Annotated in this window: 20 protein-coding genes and 2 pseudogenes; 8 read left to right on the top strand and 14 right to left on the bottom strand. The window is 61.7% G+C overall.

The window, feature by feature from the left end; translation table 11 throughout:
* Window positions 1–607: 607 nt before the first annotated feature.
* From uvrB to CU110_RS07220, 3 genes are read right to left on the bottom strand one after another with little or no spacing between them, the layout of a single operon-like run.
* Complete coding sequence (gene uvrB, locus CU110_RS07230; RefSeq protein ID WP_077375901.1) at window positions 608–2,635, bottom strand: excinuclease ABC subunit UvrB; 2,028 nt, start codon at window positions 2,633–2,635, stop codon at window positions 608–610.
* Window positions 2,632–3,099, bottom strand: coding sequence for an OsmC family protein (locus CU110_RS07225; RefSeq protein ID WP_127735203.1), 468 nt, complete (start codon window positions 3,097–3,099; stop codon window positions 2,632–2,634). The genes uvrB and CU110_RS07225 overlap by 4 nt, the downstream gene beginning before the upstream one ends.
* A gap of 30 nt (window positions 3,100–3,129) precedes the next feature.
* Entirely contained in the window at window positions 3,130–3,321 is a 192-nt protein-coding gene (locus tag CU110_RS07220; RefSeq protein ID WP_077375895.1) for a hypothetical protein, read from the bottom strand.
* A gap of 10 nt (window positions 3,322–3,331) precedes the next feature.
* On the opposite strand from CU110_RS07220, the gene CU110_RS07215 reads away from it, so the two are divergent.
* Window positions 3,332–3,823 carry a hypothetical protein gene (locus CU110_RS07215; RefSeq protein WP_127735200.1) on the top strand — a complete coding sequence of 164 codons (492 nt, stop codon included), beginning with the start codon at window positions 3,332–3,334 and terminating at the stop codon, window positions 3,821–3,823.
* Here CU110_RS07215 and CU110_RS07210 read toward each other — a convergent pair.
* From CU110_RS07210 to CU110_RS07190, 5 genes and pseudogenes are all read right to left on the bottom strand, one after another.
* A complete protein-coding gene (locus tag CU110_RS07210) occupies window positions 3,781–5,364 on the bottom strand; it encodes a GGDEF domain-containing phosphodiesterase (RefSeq protein WP_240665514.1) in 1,584 nt (527 codons plus the stop codon). The two genes, CU110_RS07215 and CU110_RS07210, sit on opposite strands and share 43 nt — an antisense overlap.
* Before the next feature lie 40 nt (window positions 5,365–5,404).
* Window positions 5,405–6,043: pseudogene (locus tag CU110_RS16785) on the bottom strand (TatD family hydrolase); the annotation flags it as partial.
* Between the two features lie 135 nt (window positions 6,044–6,178).
* Window positions 6,179–6,661: a large conductance mechanosensitive channel protein MscL gene (gene mscL, locus CU110_RS07200; protein ID WP_077375883.1), complete on the bottom strand. Its 483-nt coding sequence runs from the start codon at window positions 6,659–6,661 to the stop codon at window positions 6,179–6,181.
* A gap of 7 nt (window positions 6,662–6,668) precedes the next feature.
* Window positions 6,669–8,258: a peptide chain release factor 3 gene (locus CU110_RS07195; protein WP_077375880.1), complete on the bottom strand. Its 1,590-nt coding sequence runs from the start codon at window positions 8,256–8,258 to the stop codon at window positions 6,669–6,671.
* Window positions 8,259–8,304: 46 nt separating this feature from the next.
* Window positions 8,305–8,769 (bottom strand): MerR family DNA-binding protein, encoded by a 465-nt coding sequence (locus CU110_RS07190; protein ID WP_127735192.1) that lies wholly within the window; start codon window positions 8,767–8,769, stop codon window positions 8,305–8,307.
* A gap of 74 nt (window positions 8,770–8,843) precedes the next feature.
* On the opposite strand from CU110_RS07190, the gene CU110_RS07185 reads away from it, so the two are divergent.
* A complete protein-coding gene (locus tag CU110_RS07185) occupies window positions 8,844–9,536 on the top strand; it encodes a cation diffusion facilitator family transporter (RefSeq protein ID WP_240665513.1) in 693 nt (230 codons plus the stop codon).
* Here CU110_RS07185 and maiA read toward each other — a convergent pair.
* The 3 genes from maiA to hmgA form a co-directional block, all read right to left on the bottom strand.
* Window positions 9,477–10,127, bottom strand: coding sequence for a maleylacetoacetate isomerase (gene maiA, locus CU110_RS07180; RefSeq protein ID WP_084208542.1), 651 nt, complete (start codon window positions 10,125–10,127; stop codon window positions 9,477–9,479). The genes CU110_RS07185 and maiA overlap by 60 nt on opposite strands.
* A gap of 145 nt (window positions 10,128–10,272) precedes the next feature.
* Window positions 10,273–11,292: a fumarylacetoacetate hydrolase family protein gene (locus tag CU110_RS07175; RefSeq protein WP_084208541.1), complete on the bottom strand. Its 1,020-nt coding sequence runs from the start codon at window positions 11,290–11,292 to the stop codon at window positions 10,273–10,275.
* Window positions 11,289–12,614: a homogentisate 1,2-dioxygenase gene (gene hmgA, locus CU110_RS07170; protein ID WP_127735186.1), complete on the bottom strand. Its 1,326-nt coding sequence runs from the start codon at window positions 12,612–12,614 to the stop codon at window positions 11,289–11,291. Before hmgA ends, CU110_RS07175 begins: the two co-directional genes overlap by 4 nt.
* A 247-nt stretch (window positions 12,615–12,861) precedes the next feature.
* Here hmgA and CU110_RS07165 point away from each other — a divergent pair, with 247 nt between their 5' ends.
* The 6 genes and pseudogenes from CU110_RS07165 (at window position 12,862) to CU110_RS07145 (ending at window position 16,865) form a co-directional block, all read left to right on the top strand.
* Window positions 12,862–13,380, top strand: a complete 519-nt coding sequence (locus tag CU110_RS07165) for a MarR family winged helix-turn-helix transcriptional regulator (RefSeq protein ID WP_084208539.1) — start codon at window positions 12,862–12,864, stop codon at window positions 13,378–13,380.
* Entirely contained in the window at window positions 13,301–13,600 is a 300-nt protein-coding gene (locus tag CU110_RS17925; protein ID WP_346427177.1) for a DUF2256 domain-containing protein, read from the top strand. Before CU110_RS07165 ends, CU110_RS17925 begins: the two co-directional genes overlap by 80 nt.
* Window positions 13,587–14,594, top strand: coding sequence for a deoxyribodipyrimidine photo-lyase (locus CU110_RS07155; RefSeq protein WP_164850305.1), 1,008 nt, complete (start codon window positions 13,587–13,589; stop codon window positions 14,592–14,594). The genes CU110_RS17925 and CU110_RS07155 overlap by 14 nt, the downstream gene beginning before the upstream one ends.
* A pseudogene (locus tag CU110_RS16780) lies at window positions 14,591–14,878 on the top strand (FAD-binding domain-containing protein); the annotation flags it as partial. The gene CU110_RS07155 and the pseudogene CU110_RS16780, both read left to right, overlap by 4 nt.
* A 147-nt stretch (window positions 14,879–15,025) precedes the next feature.
* Window positions 15,026–16,297 carry an ATP-binding protein gene (locus CU110_RS07150; protein WP_084208537.1) on the top strand — a complete coding sequence of 424 codons (1,272 nt, stop codon included), beginning with the start codon at window positions 15,026–15,028 and terminating at the stop codon, window positions 16,295–16,297.
* A gap of 28 nt (window positions 16,298–16,325) precedes the next feature.
* The gene (locus tag CU110_RS07145; RefSeq protein WP_077375848.1) at window positions 16,326–16,865 is read left to right on the top strand and encodes a response regulator transcription factor; all 540 of its coding nucleotides are present in this window, start codon (window positions 16,326–16,328) and stop codon (window positions 16,863–16,865) included.
* Between the two features lie 23 nt (window positions 16,866–16,888).
* Here CU110_RS07145 and CU110_RS07140 read toward each other — a convergent pair whose 3' ends face one another.
* From CU110_RS07140 to CU110_RS07130, 3 genes are read right to left on the bottom strand one after another with little or no spacing between them, the layout of a single operon-like run.
* Window positions 16,889–17,662, bottom strand: a complete 774-nt coding sequence (locus tag CU110_RS07140; protein WP_077375843.1) for a 3-hydroxybutyrate dehydrogenase — start codon at window positions 17,660–17,662, stop codon at window positions 16,889–16,891.
* Window positions 17,659–18,828, bottom strand: coding sequence for a histidine kinase dimerization/phospho-acceptor domain-containing protein (locus CU110_RS07135; RefSeq protein WP_127735177.1), 1,170 nt, complete (start codon window positions 18,826–18,828; stop codon window positions 17,659–17,661). The genes CU110_RS07140 and CU110_RS07135 overlap by 4 nt, the downstream gene beginning before the upstream one ends.
* Window positions 18,825–19,487 (bottom strand): response regulator, encoded by a 663-nt coding sequence (locus CU110_RS07130; protein WP_077375836.1) that lies wholly within the window; start codon window positions 19,485–19,487, stop codon window positions 18,825–18,827. Before CU110_RS07130 ends, CU110_RS07135 begins: the two co-directional genes overlap by 4 nt.
* Window positions 19,488–19,505: the final 18 nt, after the last annotated feature.

Below are 19,505 nucleotides of genomic sequence, written 5' to 3'. Positions count from 1 at the left end.
CAGACCTGACGGGTGCCTTGCGGCAGCATTGCGCCGCCCGAAAAGGACTGGCGACAATCGCTGTCATTCGCTGACCTTGTCCGCCGCCGCCAGCCATCAGGCAGGCGACTCGCGACGCCAGGAATGCCTTGAAAGCATTATTGGCAGCAGCGAATACGCATGTAAAGCGACCGTTTGAGCGCTCATGAATGCAGGCCAAGGCCCTACCAATAGCGAAAAAGACTGCGCTTTCCATTCTGGCCAGACAATCGTTGGCATTGACGATGAAAGCCAGTCATTGGCGTATGTGAAGACGCAGTTGACAGGAATTCCCTCTTCACTTGCACCATCAGGTCGCATTGCTGCACCCACCCCGGCTACGCCCAAGGTTGTAGGAAAAGCAATCCTGCCGCCCTCCCGAGGCAACCGGTTGCCCCTGAGCCATGCACTGAGCTGCAATATGATGATCTGCAACGCAATAGACAAGATAACGGGATAACCTGCTGATGGCACCTCCCCGTCAGATACCCGCCAGCCCTGAACGCCACGCGCCCGACGATGGGTGACATCGTCGGGCGCGCAGGGTCATGCCTTTAGCAACGCGAATGCTGGGGGATGGAGAGTAGCGTCAGCCCAGCGCGAGCAGGCGATTGCGCACGTCATTGATCTGATCGCGCAGTCGACCGGCTTCCTCGAATTCGAGATTCTTGGCCGCCGCGAACATGGCATCTTCCAGCCGGCTGATTTCCTTCTCGAGTGCCTGAGGGCCTTGAGCCGCCAGAGCCGCATAGTCCGGCGTCTCTTCCGCCACCTGTCGCTCGTTGCCCTTGCGACGACTGCTCTTGCGTCCCGGTGCCTGGGCACCTTCCATGATATCCGCCACCGATTTGGTGATGGTACGCGGCGTGATGCCGTGCTCTTCATTGAAGGCCATCTGCTTCTCACGGCGGCGCTCCGTCTCGGCTATCGCACGCTGCATGGAATCGGTGATGCGATCGCCATACAGAATCGCCTTGCCGTTGGCGTTGCGCGCCGCACGGCCGATGGTCTGGATCAGGGAGCGCTCGGAGCGCAAAAAGCCCTCCTTGTCGGAATCCAGAATCGCCACCAGCGAGACTTCCGGGATATCAAGGCCCTCACGCAGCAGGTTGATGCCGACCAGCACATCAAACTTGCCAAGACGCAGATCCCGGATGATCTCTACGCGCTCGACGGTGTCGATATCCGAGTGCAGATAGCGCACCCGAACATCGTGCTCTCCCAGATACTCGGTCAGGTCTTCCGCCATGCGCTTGGTCAGCGTGGTGATCAAAACGCGCTCACCGACCTCGGTGCGCGCCTTGATCTCGGAGAGCACGTCATCGACCTGGGTCGAGGCAGAGCGCACCTCGATGACCGGATCAAGCAGCCCCGTGGGACGGACGACCTGCTCCACCACCTGCCCGGCATGCTCTTCTTCATAGGTACCGGGTGTCGCCGAGACGAAGACGGTCTGCGGCAGGATGCTTTCCCACTCCTCGAATTTCATCGGGCGATTGTCCAGCGCCGATGGCAGACGGAAGCCGTATTCGACCAGCGTCTCCTTGCGTGAACGGTCACCGCGATACATCCCGCCGACCTGAGGCACGCTGACGTGGGACTCGTCGATGAAGACCAGCGCGTCCTTGGGCAGGTAATCGAAGAAGGTCGGCGGCGCATTGCCGGGATCACGCCCGGACAGATAGCGCGAGTAGTTCTCGATGCCGTTGCAGTAGCCCAGCTCCATCATCATCTCGATGTCGTAGAGGGTACGCTGCTCCAGACGCTGCGCCTCGACCAGCTTGTCGTGCTTGCGCAGGTAATCGAGGCGCTCGACCAGCTCTTCCTTGATGTGATCGACCGCGGCGACGATGGTCTCGCGCGGCGTCACGTAGTGGCTCTTGGGGTAGATGGTCATGCGCGGCACCGACTCGGCCACTTCACCGGTCAGCGGATCGAACAGCCGGATGGAGTCGATCTCGTCATCGAACAGCTCGACACGCACGGCCTGCTCCTCGGAGTCCGCCGGGAAGATGTCGATCACGTCGCCACGCACGCGATAGGTACCGCGCCGGAAATCCATGTCGTTGCGGGTGTACTGCAGCTCCGCCAGGCGCCTGAGAAAGCCGCGTTGGTCGATCTGCTCACCACGATTGAAGTGCAGACGCATCTTCAGGTACTGATCCGGGTCACCCAGGCCGTAGATCGCCGAGACGGAGACCACGATGATCGCATCGCGCCGCTCCAGCAGCGCCTTGGTCGCCGACAGGCGCATCTGCTCGATGTGGTCGTTGATCGAGGCGTCCTTCTCGATGAAGGTATCCGAGGACGCGACATAGGCTTCGGGCTGGTAATAATCGTAATAGGAGACGAAGTACTCGACGGCGTTGTCAGGGAAGAACGACTTGAACTCGCCATAGAGCTGGGCTGCCAACGTCTTGTTGGGCGCCATCACGATCGCGGGTCGCTGCAGACGCTCCACGATGTTGGCGACGGTGAACGTCTTGCCCGAGCCGGTCACACCCAGAAGCGTCTGATGCGCAAGACCCGCTTCCAGGCCAGTGATCAGCTTCTCGATGGCAGCCGGTTGATCACCGGCTGGCTTGAACTTGGAATTGATGCGAAATGGTTTGCTCATGCGCTCTCAATGGTGGCGGTCATGCCGCTCTTCAACTGACGGTGGTCGCGACTCGTCACACTGACCCGGGTGCTGGTCATCAGTCGATGGATGGGGCAACGCTCGGAAATCTCGAGCAGGCGCTGACGCGTCGCCTCATCGAGTTCCGCACCATCCTCGGCCTGGAAGTGCATGCTGACGCTCAGACGATACTCCGCGTTCTCACCTGCGCGACGCTCATCACTGTCATCACGGTCCACCGTGGTCACGATGGACGCGAGTGGCAGCCCCTTGCGCCGCGCATACATCAACACGGTGATCGACTTGCAGGCACCCAGCGAGAGATCGAAGTAGTCGTGCGGGTCCGGCGCACTGTCCTCGCCACCCACCACGGTGGGCACATCCACCAGCAGTTCCTCGAAGCTCGCGACCTGAACCCGATGGACGAAGCTGCCAGCCTTGCGGGTAATCACCTCGATGCTCATGCACTACCTCCTTGTCGTGGAGCAGAGCGCTCACTTCACCTTGTAACCCGCCTTCTCGACGGTCTTGACCACGGCGTCATACCGCACCTGCCCTTCGACCTCGGCAAAGCCACGCCCGACCTCGGCCTCCTTGACCCCGTCCATCATCATCAAGGCAGTGGTGACCTTGTTGACATCCTTGACGCTCTCGACACCGATCAATGTAAGGGAAAAGCTGGCCATCTCGTGATTCCTGTCTCGCTGGATAAAAAGGGCACTGCTCGATGGCGGCATCAATACCCGTGACGAGAATCACTGGGCGCGCGAGGACATTCGTGCCGGCCTGCAGTGGGTGGACTCGGAGCAGACGGATGCCTGGCTGCCGCAGATGCTCAACCTGGAAGCGCTGGCGGCCATCAGCTTCAAGAAGGGGTGCTATACCGGTCAGGAAGTCGTGGCCCGCGCCCACTTCCGTGGTCAGGTCAAGAAGCGCCTGCAGCGCCTGACGGCGGAGCCGGTCACTCCTCTGCCGCAGCCGGGCGGCAAGGTGGTCTCGCCAGAAGGCAAGGCCATGGGTGAGATCCTGCGGGTCGCCAACAATGCCGATGGCAGCCTGGAAGTGCTGGCGGTGGTGAGCCTGCGCGATGAGGAAGCCCCCCTGACCCTCGAGACTGGGGAGCCCTTGCACCGCGCCCCGCTGCCCTATCCGCTGGAGCGACGTGACCCGGAACAGCTCAAGGCATGAACCGGCAACCAGTGCTTGCCGGCCTTGAGATGCTGGATCAGCTGCTCGGACGGCAGGGGACGCGAATAGAGGTAGCCCTGATGAAGATGACAGCCGCGTGCCAGAAGCGCCGTGCGTTGCTCAGGGGTCTCGATACCCTCCGCCACCACGGCCAGATGGAAGGCCTCCCCCAGTCCCAGCATCGCATCAATCATCGCCCGCCCCTTGTCGGTATCCATCGCGACCACGAATTGCCGATCGATCTTCACCTTGTCGAACGGCAGTTGCTGCAATTGCGACAGGGACGAGTACCCGGTCCCGAAGTCATCAAGTGCCAGGGCGACACCCTGTGAGCGAATGCGCTGGAAGAGGATGGCCAGACTCTGGATATCTTCCGGCAGCTGACTCTCCACCAGCTCGATGGTCAGTTGGCGACACAGCTCAGGCCGTTGGAACAGCCTCTTGAGATCCGCCAGAAATCGCTCGTCCATCATGTGTCTGACCGTGACATTGACGCTGAGATGCAGCGCATGACCGGCGTCATGCACACGGATCAGGGTGGCAATGCTCTCCTTGATGACCCAGCGCCCCAGGGCCACATCGAGGTTGGCGGATTCGATGATCGGCATGAAGTCGCCGGAGCCCAGCAGACCATGCTCCGGATGCTGCCAACGCACCAGCGCCTCGGAAAGCACGAGGGATCCATCCCGTCCATCGACGATCGGCTGCAGATGAAGCCGCAGCTGGTCCTGCTGCAATCCCTCGACGAATTCCGCTTCGAGCTGCTTGAGACGCCTGACTTCTCGTTCGGCCTCTTCATCGAAGAAGTGCCACTCGCGATTGAGCTGAAGCGTGTCGTGCAATGCGCGCTCACAGCGGTAGACCAGCGCATCCATCTGCTCACCATCCTCGGGAAAGCGACTGATGCCGAGGCTGGGCAGCAGATAGATATCCTCGCCGTTGAGCGACACCTTGTGACGTACCGCCACCAGCAGCATATCCAGCCAGCCGCAGATGCCGCCCCGCGCGGCCTCGAGCAGCCGTCGTGGCACCATGATCAAGAGACGATCCGTCTCCAGACGTGCGACATGGCCTGATGTGCCCAGCAAGGGGTCCAGTCGACGTTGCAGCAACTCCAGCTGGCGATTGCCCGCCTCCGGCCCCGCATGCTCATAGAGCTCCTGCAGCCCGCCGATACGCAATGCCATCAGCACGAAACCATCAAGCCCCGAGACACGACCCAACTGATCGATACGCAGCTTGATCAAGCGCAGCATGCCTTCACGACTCAATAGCCCGGTGTCGGTATCCGTCTCGCGCTCCTGCAGAACCTGCTGCTGGAGCAGCAAGCGCTCCTGCTCCAGTCCACGAATGATCAAGGCATTCAGGGTTCTGTCCAGCACCGGCATCATCAGGCTTTCCTCCAGCGCCTGACCACGACTGGCGACCAGCAGCAGCTCGCTGCGACCGGGATGCGGCGAGACGGAATAGCCCAGCAGCTGGGTCGCCCCGAGACGCTGACACAGCAGCTGGGCACTCTCCTCCACGCAGCGATGCCACACTCCTTGCCACCTCCGCCACCCTGGCCGGTTCATTGCGTTGCCCCTGAAAGCCCTGCAATGGCATGTCGGGGCTGTCGGTCTCCAGCACGAAGCCATCCTCCGGCAGTGACGCCACGACTCCCCGCAGTTTGCGGGCACGCGGGTAGGTCACGCTGCCGCCCAGCCCCAGCACGAAACCGAGCTCGAGAAAGCGCTCAGCCTGAACCTGACTGCCCGCAAAGGCATGAATGATGCCGCCCCGGGTGAGGCGCGCGTTCTTGAGCCGCTTGGCCACTTCGTCATTGGCACGCACGCAATGCACGATGACAGGCAGGGAGAATTCGCGTGCCATGCTCAGCTGGGCCTCGAACAGCTGCCATTGGGCGTCATGATCGGCCAGTCGCGCATCGAAGCCGCATTCGCCCAACGCGACGATGTCGCCAGCATGCTGATCGAGGGCCTGATGAAGCGCCGCCAGCGCGCTCTCGCCATGCTCGGACAGAAAATAGGGATGCAGCCCCAGGGCACCGAAGATACGCGGGGATGACTGCACGAGTTCCAGCACGTCCGCGAAGCTGGCCACCGTGGTGGATGGCACCACGAACCTCGACACACTCTCATTCACGGCGCGCGCGATGACCGCGTCACGATCCTGAGCGAAGACGGGAAAATCCAGATGGCAATGGCTGTCGATCAACATGCAATATCCCGGTGATGGTCGTACTGCCATCGTGCTATATCAGCCAGTGACAGACAAACGAAGGGACCGGCCTGGTGGCCGGTCCCTTCGTTTGTCGATGTCGCTCTGTCAGCCATCGTGACTGGCACAGATGGCCTAGGCCGCCTCCACCGGCGCTACCGGCGCCAGCTCGGAGGTGCAATGGCCACAACGGGTCGCCGCCAGCGGCACCTTGGAAAGACAGTACGGGCAGTCCTTGTCGGTGATCTCTTCCGGCGCTTCTTCGGCTTCCTTCTTGAGCTTGTTGATCTGACGGATCAACACGAAGACGGCCAGCGCCACCAGCGCGAAACTGATGATGGCATTGATGAACAGTCCATAGTTCAGTGTCACGGCCCCCGCATCCCTCGCAGCCTCCAGACTGACATAGGGAGCCGCCTGAGCCCCTTCCTTGAGCACGAAGAAGAAGTTGGAGAAATCGACGCCCCCGATCAAGAGTCCGATCAAGGGATTGAGCATGTCACCCACCAGGCTCTTCACGATCAGCGTGAACGCCCCCCCGATGATGATGCCCACCGCCATGTCGACGACATTGCCCTTGACCGCGAAATCGCGGAATTCCTTCATGAAACCGGCCATAACCGTCTCAGTGCTCGCGGGTGGCGCGGAAGGTGATGTCCGGCCAACGCTCCTGCGTCAACTGCAGATTGACGCGAGTCGGCGCGATGTAGGTCAGGAAGCCGCCGCCATCGTAGGCGAGATTGGCGCTGGCCTTGCGCTTGAAGTCCTCAAGCATCTTGGTGTCATCGCAATAGATCCAGCGCGCCGTCTGCACGTTCACCGCTTCATACATGCACTCGACCTTGTACTCTTCCTTCAGACGGTGAGCGACCACGTCAAACTGCAGCGTCCCCACGGCACCGACGATCAGGTCATTGTTGTCGAACGGCTGGAAGACCTGGGTCGCCCCCTCTTCGGAAAGCTGCTGAAGCCCTTTCTGCAGCGCCTTCATCTTCAGCGGGTCCTTCAGGCGCACCCGCTTGAACAGTTCCGGCGCGAAGTGAGGGATGCCGGTGAAGCGCATGTCTTCCCCCATGGTGAAGGTATCGCCGATCTGGATGGTGCCGTGGTTGTGCAGACCGATGATGTCACCCGGCCAGGCCTCTTCCACGTGGGAGCGGTCCGCCGCCATGAAGGTCAGGGCATCAGGAATCTTGACGTCCTTGTTGATGCGCACGTGACGCATCTTCATGTTCTTCTCGTACTTGCCGGAACAGACGCGCAGGAAGGCCACGCGGTCACGGTGCTTCGGGTCCATGTTGGCCTGGATCTTGAACACGAAGCCGGTGAAGCGTTCGTCATGGGCCGTGACTTCACGGGTATCGGTATCACGCGACTGGGGCGGCGGCGCGTATTCGACGAAGCCATCCAGCATCTCGCGTACGCCGAAGTTGCCCATGGCGGTCCCGAAGTAGACCGGTGTCAGATCACCGCGACGATAGGCCTCGAGATCGAATTCGTGAGAGGCGCCGCGCACCAGCTCGACTTCCATGCTCAGTTCTTCGATGAGATCTTCGCCCAGCACTTCAATGGCTTCGGGGCTGTCGAGGCCCTTGATGCGCACGTCATCGGGGATGCGGTTGCCCTGGCCCTGCTTGTAGAGATGGATCTCGTCATTGAGCAGGTGATAGACCCCCTTGAAACCCTTGCCGACGCCGATCGGCCAGGTCATCGGGGCACACTGGATGTTGAGGACCGTCTCGACTTCGTCCATTACCTCGATGGGATCACGCGTCTCGCGGTCCATCTTGTTGACGAAGGTCAGGATCGGCGTGGTGCGCAGGCGACAGACTTCCATCAGCTTGATGGTACGGTCCTCGACACCCTTGGCACCGTCAATGACCATCAGCGCCGAGTCGACGGCCGTCAGCGTCCGGTAGGTATCTTCCGAGAAGTCCTCGTGCCCGGGCGTATCCAGCAGATTGACCATGCGGTCCTTGTAGGGGAACTGCATCACGGAGGTGGTCACGGAGATGCCACGCTCCTGCTCCATCTTCATCCAGTCGGAGGTCGCGTGGCGATCGGCCCGCTTGCTCTTGACCGAGCCGGCCATCTGGATGGCATTCCCGAACAGCAGCAGCTTCTCGGTGATGGTGGTCTTGCCCGCATCCGGGTGAGAGATGATGGCGAATGTACGGCGAACATCCGCCGCCTTGGCAATCTGGGAATCTGACATGGGCTGAAAGGCATCCGGCTCGACGTGAGGCACGCCGCGCGCACTGTTAGGTGAATAGCAGAACGAAACGAATGGCGCGCATTGTAGCGGCTGGCGAGGCTCGGCAACAGAGGCGGGCCTCCGCGACGGCCGACAAGCGCTCGACGATACGGCATTGCGCGATCACTCCCCCGGCACAACAGTGTGTCAGACGTTGCAATTCCTCTTCCATGGCAGCGAGATCTCGCTGGCGCTGCTGTACCTCGGCCAGCTGCGCCTCGATACGCGCATCGACCTGATGACACGGCAACGCCTGCTGATCCGCCAGCCCCAGCAAGGCGCGGATATCATCCAGCGAAAACCCCAGCCGCCGACAGCGGCGGATGAAGGTCAACCGCCGCAGTTGCGTACTGCCATACTCGCGATACCCGTTGGCGGCCCGCCGCGTCGGAGACAACAGGCCCTGCTTCTCGTAATAGCGGATCGTCACCGCCTGAACGTCAGAGGCGCTGGCCAGCTGACCGATGCTCATTGCCCCCCATGAAAAGCTGTTGCGAAAGCAAATCCGGCGAACTGGCAGAGCTCAGAGCCTCTCAGGGCAAGGTGTTGAAGATTCTGCTGGCACTGAATGCCAGCATGTTCTTCGTTGAATTCACCGCGGCCTGGTGGCTGGGTTCCACCGCGCTGCTGGGGGATTCCCTCGACATGTTCGGCGATGCCAGCGTTTACGCCCTGACCCTCTACGTCCTGCACCGCAGTGTGCGTGAACGCGCAATGAGCGCGCTGATCAAGGGCATCGTGATGCTGGTGCTGGGCCTGATCGTCCTTGGCGAAGCAGGCTATCAAGCCCTCAATGGAGTGGCACCGGCCGCCCACGGGATGGGCGCCTTCGCCCTGCTGGCGCTGGCCGTGAATCTCATCTGCTTCGGCCTGCTGTGGCGCTTCAAGTCGGATGATCTCAACATGCGCTCCACCTGGCTGTGTTCACGCAATGACATCATCGCCAATGTCTCAGTGTTCGGCGCTGCGATACTGGTGGGCTGGACGGGCTCCCGCTGGCCGGACGTGCTGCTGGGCGCTGCGATCGCCGCACTCTTCCTGCAATCCGCCTGGCAGGTGATTCGCGATGCGCGAGTTGAGCTGCGCGAGGCGAAACAGGCCACAGACGCGCAGGCATCAGATGAGCAGGCAGCCAGCGATCAGGCATCGGGGCGCTTTAGTGTCTGGATATCGCCAGGATCAGGGGGCCGGACAATCTGGTTGACGCTCAGGATGCGCCTGCTGGAAAGCGTCCAGTGACTGGCAGGCCGCCTCGATGGCCAGAATCCTCGGGTAATCCTCGAGTTCACACTCGAAGCGGCGCGCATTGTAGAGCTGGGGCATCAGGCAGGCATCTGCCATGCCCGGGCTATCGCCATGGCAGAAGCGCCCTGCACTTTCCGCCAGCAACACTTCCAGGCGTGTGAAACCCTCGGCAACCCAGTGTCGATACCACTCAAGGCGCTGCGCCTGGGTGACCTCAAGGCAATCTGTCAGATAATTGAGCACGCGCGGATTGTTGAGCGGATGCATCTCGCAGGCCATGAACTGGCACAGTGAGCGCACCTTCGCACGCGCCTCCGGCGTTGAGGGCAGCAGCGCCGGGGTGGGCCAGCGCTCCTCCAGATATTCCATGATCGCGAGCGACTGGGTCAGGGCCGCAGATGTTTCCGTATCTCCCACCATCAGGGTCGGTACCAGACCCTGGGGATTGATGGCCAGATACTCCTCGCTGCGCTGTTCGCCCTTGAGCAGGTTGACCGGCACCTGAGCGACCTCAATCCCCTTGAGCGCCAGCGCGATTCTTACTCGATAGCTGGTAGATGAACGGTAATAGCCATACAGGCTCATTGAACTCATGCTGCACTCCCCTGTGACGCGGTTGGAAGCCGGCCGCTCCTTCGCACTGCCTCGCACCCAGTTGGCTTAAGGCTTACCGGCACACGACGTCTTCCCGAGACGTGTCTCTGAGAAGTTCTACCTGATGAGGCCGCCTTCAGGCGTCCAACGGCGTCACCTGCTGATCAATGGCGCCGAAGATGCTCTGGCCATCGCGATCGAACATCTCGATGCGGATACGATCACCGAAACGCATGAAGGGCGTGCGAATCTCATCGAACAGGATCTTCTCGACCATGCGCACCTCCGCCAGACAGCTGTAGCCCACGCCCCCTTCGCTGATCGGCTTGCCGGGCCCGCCATCCTTGCCGGGATTGGATACGGTGCCGGAACCGATGATCGCACCGGCCCCCAGGGGGCGAGTCTTGGCGGCATGTGCCACCAGCTGCGGGAAACTGAAGATCATGTCTGGCCCGGACTCTGGCTCACCGAACGTCTCACCATTGAGATGCACGCTCAGCGGCAGATGCACGCGCCCCTGCTGCCAGGCATCCCCCAGCTCATCCGGCGTCACGGCGATGGGCGAGAAGCTAGACGACGGCTTGGCCTGAAAGAAGCCGAAGCCCTTGGCCAGCTCACCGGGGATCAACCCACGCAGACTGACGTCATTGACCAGCATCACAAGGCGGATGTGGCTCTCGGCCTGCTCCGGACTGACCTGCATCGGCACATCGTCGGTAATGACGGCGATCTCGCCTTCGAAATCGATGCCATGCTCCTCACTGACACACACGATATCGGCGTTGGGGGCCAGGAAGCTGTCGCTGCCGCCCTGATACATCAGCGGGTCGTGCCAGAAGGTCTCGGGCATCTCGGCGCCGCGTGCCTGACGCACCAGCTGGACATGATTCAGATACGCCGAGCCGTCTGCCCATTGATAAGCGCGTGGCAGCGGCGAATGCAGAGTCTTCATGTCCAGATCGAACGCATCAGCCAAGGTGCCATCATTGAGCGCTGCGTAACGCTTCTCGAGCGCTGGCGCCAGCGAGGCCCATTCCTCCAGCAGCGCCTGCAAGGTGGTGGCGACATCCGCGACCTTCACGGCGCGGGTCAGATCATGGGAGACCAGCAGCAGTGTTCCATCGCGGGAACCATCCTGGTGAGTGGCGAATTTCATGACTGCCTCCTTGAGAAGCGGGGAGTGAAATGAGACGCCAACCCCTGCCAGACCGAGCCGTAGTCGCGCTGACGAGCGCTCGACGACAGGGCCTGTGGGGTGGGCTGGAACAGATAGCGACTCTCGAACATGAAGGCGAGCGTATTGCCCTGATAGCGGGGGGCGAGTTCCGCCTGAGTGGCGGCCTCGAAGGTGGCAGCGTCAGGGCCATGCGGGGTCATGGCGTTATGCAGACTCGCGCCTCCCGGAAGGAAGCCTTCGCGCTTGGCGTCATATTCACCATGGATCAGTCCCATCAGCTCGCTCATCAGATTGCGATGGAAATATGGGGGGCGGAAGGTGTTCTCGGCGACCATCCAGCGCGGCGGGAAGATCACGAAGTCGAGATTGGCGACCCCGGCAGTGTCCGAGGGTGATGTCAGCACGGTGAAGATCGAGGGGTCCGGATGATCGAAGCTGACCGTGTTGAGGGTATTGAAGGTCGCCAGATCATATTTGTAGGGCGCGTAGTTGCCATGCCAGGCCACGACATCCAGTGGTGAGTGATCCAGACTCGCGCACCAGAAACGCCCGCCGAACTTGGCCACCAGCGTGAAATCACCGGCTTCGTCCTCGAAACGCGCCGAAGGTGCGAGGAAATCACGCGGGTTGGCCAGCCCATTGCTGCCGATGGGCCCCAGAGAGGGCAACTCGAGAGGCGCGCCATAGTTCTCGGCCACATAGCCTCGACAGCCCTCCGCGTGCCCCGCCAGCGGATTGAGCTGGAACTTGATACCACGCGGAATCACCACGATCTCGCCGCTGGCGACTTCCAGCAGGCCCAGCTCGCTGCGCACCTCGATGGCACCCTGTTGCGGCACGATCAGCAATTCGCCGTCGGCATTGTAGAAAAAGCGCTGCTGCATGCCGCGAGAGAAGGCATAGAGGTGCGTGGCACAGCCCTGCTGCGCCTGGGCGTCCCCATTGACCGCCAGCGTGATCAGGCCGTCCAGAAAGTCCCCTGTCGAGCATGTGATGGGGTCCCAGCGCATCGGATTGGGATCCGGCATTCTCTCGGCCAACGGTGCAGTGGCGACCTGCGGCATCTCCATGGGCTGGTAGGCGCCCTGCACGACCGAGGGCCGAATGCGGTAAAGCCAGCTGCGCAGATTGTGACTGCGCGGTGCCGTGAAGGCCGAGCCGCTCAACTGCTCCGCATACAGGCCATAGGGGCAACGCTGGGGAGAGTTCTGGCCCTGCGGCAAGGCGCCAGGCAACGCCTCGGTGGAGACATGATTACGAAAACCGGCGTGATAATGGCACTCAGCGTTGCGCTCGCGCATGACGATTCATCTCCTTGTGGGCTCGCGGCTCCTGAAGATCTGGGGCATCCACGGCACGACATACCGCCAACGCCCTAACTGGTTACATCTGAAACCATATAGACAGACCCACACCCTGACAATCGCCGAATTGCTAGACTTTTGTCTTGCTCGCTCTCGAAGGTGGTAACATCGGTAACCTGATTCACCTGAAACGTTTCAATGCGACTCAGTATGCCAACCCTCTCACCGAGTCAGGTAACTTTCGATGCAACGCACTGATGACACTCCCGAAGCTCGCGATGCCCTTGACGGGGAACCCCCACAGGACACACCCCGCTGCGAGCTGGATCTTGACCAGTTCCTGCCCTATCGCCTCAACCGTCTGGCAGAGCGAACCAGTGAGGCGCTGTTCGTCCGTTATGGTGAGCGCTTCGCCATCAATGTCGCCGAGTGGCGTCTGCTGGCCTGGCTGAGCCGTGGCTCGCCATTGACGGCCCGGGAAATCAGTCAACGGACTCATATGGACAAGGTGCGCGTCTCTCGGGCCGTCAAGTCACTGGAAGCCCGTGAACTGATCCTGCGCCGGCCGAGCGAGCAGGATCAGCGTGCGCAGTTGCTCGCCCTCACCGCCGAGGGTGAGGCCATGCTCGCCGAACTGATCCCCGAGGCCCAGCGCTTCGAGGATGAGTTGCTGAGCGCCGTCAATGCACGCCAATACCGGGATCTGCTGCTCACCATGCAGACCCTGGAGCGTCAATTGGATCAGCTGCCAGGCAACGACTGAGACGTACAAGTATGGTATAAATAACGTACTGGTTTTATGGAGTCGTCCCCGCATGCATCGCAAACCGCACCTGCCAAGCAAGTTGTGTCAGACCTGTCAGCGCCCCTTCACATGGCGCAAGAAGTGGCAGGACTGCTGGGAAGACGTACGTCACTGCAGTCAACGCTGTCGACGCAATGCGCGTCAGGCAGCCCGGGAGACACACCATGACCAGCACTGATACCTGGCTTGTCTGGCTGGACGATGACCTGCGTCTCGATGACAACTCCCTGTGGCAGGCCGCGCTCGAGGAACACCCGGCGCATCTGCTGGTGGTATACATCCTGCCGGAGACGACCTTCCAGCCCATTGGCAGTGTCAGCCCTGATGCTGCCAGGCTGCAGCCACTCAGCGTTGCACGTCAGCGCTTCCTGCTGGAGAGCCTCGAATCCCTGCAGGCAGGGCTTCAGACCCTGGGCAGTGATCTGCTGATCCTCCAGGGTGACGCTGCGCATCTGATACCCGAACTCGCCAGGCAGCATGCGTGCCGAGGCGTCATCGCGCGACGCGCCACAGGTCTGGTGGAGCGACGCCAGCAGCAGGCAGTGGCCGCCAGCTGTCGCCTGCGGCAGGTCAATAGCGGCTTGCTCCTGGACGAGGACGACTTGCCCTTCACGCTCAATGAGCTCCCTGAAACCTTCAGCGCCTTTCGTCGCAAGCTGGAAAAGGCCTATCCGGATATCCAGGCCATGCCCGCTCCGATGGAGGCGCCTTGCGCACTGCCGAGCTGGCCGGCACAGGCGCCGCGTGGCATGCAGGGCAGCGCCAGACGACTCCATGCAGCCAGGGACTGGCAGAGCGACCCGCGGGGAGAGCATGCCTTCCTTGGGGGTGAGCCCGCAGCGCTGCAGAGACTCGAGCATTATCTGAGTCCTGAACATGCCGGTCAGTACAAGACCACCCGCAATCGCCTCAGCGGGGCAGATTTCTCGACCCGTTTCTCTGCCTGGCTGGCGCTGGGGTGCCTCTCACCACGACGCATACTCGACAGGTTGCACACTTTCCAGAAGACACTGCCTGAGCTCTGCGAGACCCCACAGGCAGCGTTCAAGGACAGCGACTGGATTCGCGTCGAGCTCTTGTGGCGGGAGTACTTTCATTGGGATACCCGCCAGCTGGGGAGACAGGTCTTTCTGGGATACCGGATGCGCTTGCACGCTGGCAGGCCGGAATGACCGGCGTGCCCTGGGTGGATGCCGGCATGCGCGAGCTGGCCGCCACCGGCTGGCTGAGCAACCGCATGCGCCAGAACGTGGCGAGCTATCTGATCAAGGATCTTGGCGTGGACTGGCGGCTGGGTGCCGCCTGGTTCGAACATCAGCTGCTGGATCATGATGTCGCGTCCAACTGGGGCAACTGGCGCTACCTGGCAGGCGTGGGACGCGATCCACGTGCGGACCGTCATTTCAACATGATGAAGCAGGCTCGCCAGCACGACCCGCTCGGCCATCACGTCACCCGCTGGATACCCGAACTGGAAACGCTGCCGGCCGGCATGCAACGCCATGCTCCCTGGATTGCCTGGTCACTGACGCTAACTGGCCGTCAGGACTGCACTTTACCGGCCTTATTCACTATCATGGCCGCATTCCTTGCAGGAGTCGTCATGAATCAGCCGCTACCGCCGCCACTGTCCACACCGCACCGCAATCTCATTCGTCTGACCATCGCGCGCGGCATCACCTGGACAGGCTTCCTGATCCTGATCATCTTCGGGATCGAGATCATCGGCTTTCAGCTCAATGTCCTCCCCGTCATCTCGATCATCATCGCGATGGGCCTGGTCAATGTCGCCAGCTGGTGGCGTCTGGGTCAGACGCATCCGGTCACTGACACCGAGAACCTGCTGCATCTGCTGGTGGATATCGCCGGTCTGACGATGCTGTTCTTCAATACCGGCGGCTCCACCAACCCCTTCGTGCCCTACTATCTGGTACCGGTGACCATGGCGGCCGCCACCCTCCCCTGGCGCTATGCCTGGATCATCGCGGCCGTCGGCATGGGCTGCTACAGCTTCCTGATGGTGTTCTACGAACCCGTACCGCAGCTGGCCACCTACGAACTCGGCGGGCGCATCAGTCTGCACGTCATCGGCATGTGGCTGAATTTCGGCCTGTCGGCATCGCTGGTGACCTATTTCATCTTCAAGATGGCTCATGCCCTGCGCACGCGAGACCAGGCGTTGTCCACCACACGAGAAGCGGCTCTGCGCAGCGAACAGGTGCTGGCAGTCGCCAGCCAGGCCGCCGGCACCGCGCACGAACTGGGCACCCCGCTCTCGACCATGGCGGTACTGTTGAGCGAGATGCGCGAGGATGCCAAGGACAAGAACGACCCGCAGCTGGAGGAGGATCTCGCACTGCTGCGCAGCCAGGTCGACACCTGCAAGCAGCGCCTACAAGCGATGGTGGCCGCGGCCGACCGTCGTCGCATGGAGCAGCCCCAGGCGCTCAACGCCGCGCGCTGGCTGGAGGAAATCGTGCAGCGCTGGCTGGTGGTACGCCCGGATGTGCAACATAGCGTCGAAGTGGATGCCTCCGCCCGCAAGGCTCAGATCCTGGTCGATACCACGCTTGAGCAGGCGCTGATGAACCTGCTCAACAATGCCGCGGATGCCTGCCCCGATGACATCGAGATCACCCTGGAACGGCGGGATGACGAGGTCACCATCGACATTCGTGACCATGGTGCAGGCGTTCCCATGGCGGTCGCGGACCAGCTCGGTGAGACCTTCATCTCCACCAAATCCAAGGGGATGGGCATCGGCCTGTTCCTGACCCACGCCACCATCAATCGTTTCGGTGGTGGCGTCAGCCTGTACAACCACGAAGACGGCGGCACCTTGACGGAAGTGCGCCTCCCTCTTTATCTGAACTGATGGCGGCAAAGACCGCCCAAGTGAGCCCCTGATGAGCGAAGAAACCCGACTGCTGATCATCGACGATGACGAATTCTTCTGCCAGGTGACGGCACGTGCCATGACACGCCGCGGCTATGCCGTGGAGGTTGCCCGGGACGAAGCACAGGCGCTGAGTATCGCGCGCAGCCATCGCCCCGAGCTGATCACGCTGGATCTGAAGCTCGAACAGAGCTCCGGCCTCAAACTGTTGCCCGAGCTGATCGCCTTGTTGCCGGAAGCACGCATCGTGGTGCTGACGGGCTACTCCAGCATTGCCACGGCAGTGGAAGCCATCAAGCTGGGTGCCGTGAACTACCTGTGCAAGCCCGCCGATGCCGACGAGATACTTCACGCCTTCAAGCGCGAGGGAGGTGATCCGGAAGCCGAGATCTCCGACAACCCGCCCTCGGTCAATCGCCTGACCTGGGAGCACATCCAGAAGGTGCTCAACGAGCACGACGGCAACATCTCTTCCACGGCTCGCGCCCTAGGGATGCACCGCCGCACGCTGCAGCGCAAACTGCAGAAGCGACCGGTGAAGCGCTAGCGCTTCATTCGGGCCAGCAGGGCTTACTGTGCCGTCCAGCCGAGATCCATGTTGAAACTGGAGCCCGTCACCGAGCCTGCCTTGTCGGAGGCCAGCCACACCGCCATGTCAGCGACTTCAGCGGGGTCGATCATGCGCTTGATGGCGGCCCCCTTGAGCATGATCTTCTCGATCACCTCATCCTCGGGCATGTCATTGAGCCTGGCCTGCTCGGCGATCTGCTTGTCGACCAGCGGAGTGCGCACATACGCCGGGCAGATGGCATTGGCCGTGATACCACTCTCGCCGCCTTCCAGTGCCGCCGTCCTGGTCAGCCCCATCAGACCATGCTTGGCGCTGACATAGGCCGCCTTGCCGGGCGAGGCGACATGCGCGTGAATGGAGGCCATGTTGACGATGCGGCCATATCCATTCTTCTCCATGTGCGGCCAGGCCGCCTGAATCAGCGTGAAAGGTGCCGTCAGCATCAGCGCGATGATCTGATCCCACTTGGCCTGCGGGAACTCCTTGATGCGCTCGACGTGCTGGATACCGGCATTGTTGACCAGGATATCCAGGCGACCGAAGCGTGACACCGCTTCCTCGACAGCGGCCCGACATTGCTCGCCATCCGTCAGGTCTGCCTTGAAGAATGCAGCGCCTGCCTTATCGGCGACCTCTGCCCCATCGTCACTGAAATCCACGGCAAGGACCTGATGACCGGCCTGGCACATCGCTTCCATGATGGCGGCGCCGATACCACTGGCAGTCCCCGTGACAAGGGCGACGCGGGTCGGGGCTGACTGTTGTTCACTCATGAAGGTCTCCTCTTCCCCCCCTTGGGCGTATAGCGCAGCGCGTTGTCGAGAAGATTGCGCAGCAGCACATAGAGGCCGTTCTCGTGGCTGATCAACTGCGCGTCGGGCGTGACGTCGACGGACATCCCGACGCCACGCTGGCGTGCCATGGGGCCGAGATCCCGCGCAAGTTCATGCGCCAGATGCCCGAGATCGACGTGACTGCGCGGCACCTCGGCACCACTCTCCAGCCGCGACAGCGTCAGCAGTTGCTCCACGACACGCGTCATGCGATTGACACCATCGACGATCATGCGCGCCGAACGCCGCGAGTTCTCATCGGTGGCATCCGCCTCGACATTCTGGGCATGCACCTTGATGCCGGCCAGGGGCGTTCTCAACTCGTGAGCCGCATTGGCAGTGAAGCGACGTTCCTTGTCGAGCGTGTCGGCCAAGCGTCTCAGCAAGCCGTTGAGCGCATCCACCATCCCGCGAATCTCGTCCGGCGCCTCACTGGCATCAAGTGGCTCTAGATAGCCGGGCTGACGGGCGGTGATCTGTCGGCTGATACGCAGCACGGGACGGAATCCCCGAGAGACGGCGACACCGATCAGCAAGGCGATCACCAGCAACCCGACCACCAGCGCCAGCACGTTGTGCAGTGCGATCTGCCCCGTCAATTCATCTCGTACGTCTTCCCGCTGAGCGGCCGTGACCCAGATGCCGCTGTCAGGGAAATACAGCGTGAAGGTGAACCAGTCGTGATGATCGGTATGCTGCTTGGCATAACCGGGCAACGGCAGATAGTCGAGCATGACCGAGGGGGTGGACAGCCCCAGCAAGGGCTGACCGAGTGCATCCCACATCTGGAAGACCAGCTTGTCTTCATAGACATGACCGAGGGGCGACTTCTCGTGCCCATCCGCGAAGCTCAGGGATGGCGGTCGCAGACTGAACTGCCCCGAGGTCATCTCCTGAAGTCTTTGCTGACGCGCCACCGGCGACAGCGAGGCCAGCTCGGATTGATAGAGGCGGCCCAGCATGCGGGCATTCTGGGCCAGCTGTGCATCGAACAGCTCATCGATCTGCTCACGGGCATCGAAGTAGCTCCAGGTGGCAGCTGCCCCCAGCACGATGATCACCCCCCCGATGAGGCTGCGCCGCAGAAAACTGCGTATCGACTTCACGCGGACTCCCCCAGTCGATAGCCGACCCCGCGTACGGTCTTCACCACGCCGGCCCCGAATTTGCGGCGAAGATGATGCACATGCACCTCGATGACATTGCTTTCCACATCCCCATCCCAACCGTATAGCTGCTCGACGAGCTGGTCCCGACTGAAGACACGACTGGGATGGAGGAGAAGAAACTCCAGCAGATCGAATTCGCGCCGCCCCAGCGTCACCTCGGCGCCGGCCAGGGTGACGGAACGACCGGCCTGATCAATGCTCAGGGCCCCCAGTTGCAGGCATCCGTTGGCCTGACCCGCATGACGCCTGACCAGCGCGCGCAATCGGGCCACCAGCTCGGCAATGTCAAAGGGCTTGACCAGATAATCATCCGCCCCGTTGTCCAGGCCACGCACTCGGTCACTGATATCATCTCGTGCCGTCAGAATCAGCACCGGCAGAGTGTGGCCCCGACGGCGCAGCGCGGTCAGCACCTCGAGACCGTCCATGTCCGGCAAGCCAAGATCCAGCACCAGGACATCAAAGGAGGAATGCTTGAGAGTGGCCACGACATCGCCCCCCACCCGCAACCATTCACTGCTCATGCCTTCACGACTCAAGGCATGACCGATACCTTCACCCAACAGTGGATCATCTTCCACGAGCAGCACGCGCATGGGGTCTCCTCCCAAGGC

Origin of the sequence: Cobetia sp. ICG0124 (assembly GCF_004006355.1) — a bacterium.
Classification (GTDB): domain Bacteria; phylum Pseudomonadota; class Gammaproteobacteria; order Pseudomonadales; family Halomonadaceae; genus Cobetia; species Cobetia marina.
This window is presented reverse-complemented; position numbering and strand designations above follow the sequence as displayed.

What these genes read in the sequence shown, in the direction of transcription:
- uvrB (WP_077375901.1), bottom strand. Translation starts at nt 2,635, where the DNA reads ATGAGCAAACCATTTCGCATCAATTCCAAGTTCAAGCCAGCCGGTGAT.
- CU110_RS07225 (WP_127735203.1), bottom strand. Translation starts at nt 3,099, where the DNA reads ATGAGCATCGAGGTGATTACCCGCAAGGCTGGCAGCTTCGTCCATCGG.
- CU110_RS07220 (WP_077375895.1), bottom strand. Translation starts at nt 3,321, where the DNA reads ATGGCCAGCTTTTCCCTTACATTGATCGGTGTCGAGAGCGTCAAGGAT.
- mscL (WP_077375883.1), bottom strand. Translation starts at nt 6,661, where the DNA reads ATGGCCGGTTTCATGAAGGAATTCCGCGATTTCGCGGTCAAGGGCAAT.
- CU110_RS07195 (WP_077375880.1), bottom strand. Translation starts at nt 8,258, where the DNA reads ATGTCAGATTCCCAGATTGCCAAGGCGGCGGATGTTCGCCGTACATTC.
- CU110_RS07190 (WP_127735192.1), bottom strand. Translation starts at nt 8,769, where the DNA reads ATGAGCATCGGTCAGCTGGCCAGCGCCTCTGACGTTCAGGCGGTGACG.
- maiA (WP_084208542.1), bottom strand. Translation starts at nt 10,127, where the DNA reads ATGAGCCTGTATGGCTATTACCGTTCATCTACCAGCTATCGAGTAAGA.
- CU110_RS07175 (WP_084208541.1), bottom strand. Translation starts at nt 11,292, where the DNA reads ATGAAATTCGCCACTCACCAGGATGGTTCCCGCGATGGAACACTGCTG.
- hmgA (WP_127735186.1), bottom strand. Translation starts at nt 12,614, where the DNA reads ATGCGCGAGCGCAACGCTGAGTGCCATTATCACGCCGGTTTTCGTAAT.
- CU110_RS07165 (WP_084208539.1), top strand. Translation starts at nt 12,862, where the DNA reads ATGCAACGCACTGATGACACTCCCGAAGCTCGCGATGCCCTTGACGGG.
- CU110_RS17925 (WP_346427177.1), top strand. Translation starts at nt 13,301, where the DNA reads ATGCACGCCAATACCGGGATCTGCTGCTCACCATGCAGACCCTGGAGC.
- CU110_RS07155 (WP_164850305.1), top strand. Translation starts at nt 13,587, where the DNA reads ATGACCAGCACTGATACCTGGCTTGTCTGGCTGGACGATGACCTGCGT.
- CU110_RS07150 (WP_084208537.1), top strand. Translation starts at nt 15,026, where the DNA reads ATGAATCAGCCGCTACCGCCGCCACTGTCCACACCGCACCGCAATCTC.
- CU110_RS07140 (WP_077375843.1), bottom strand. Translation starts at nt 17,662, where the DNA reads ATGAGTGAACAACAGTCAGCCCCGACCCGCGTCGCCCTTGTCACGGGG.
- CU110_RS07130 (WP_077375836.1), bottom strand. Translation starts at nt 19,487, where the DNA reads ATGCGCGTGCTGCTCGTGGAAGATGATCCACTGTTGGGTGAAGGTATC.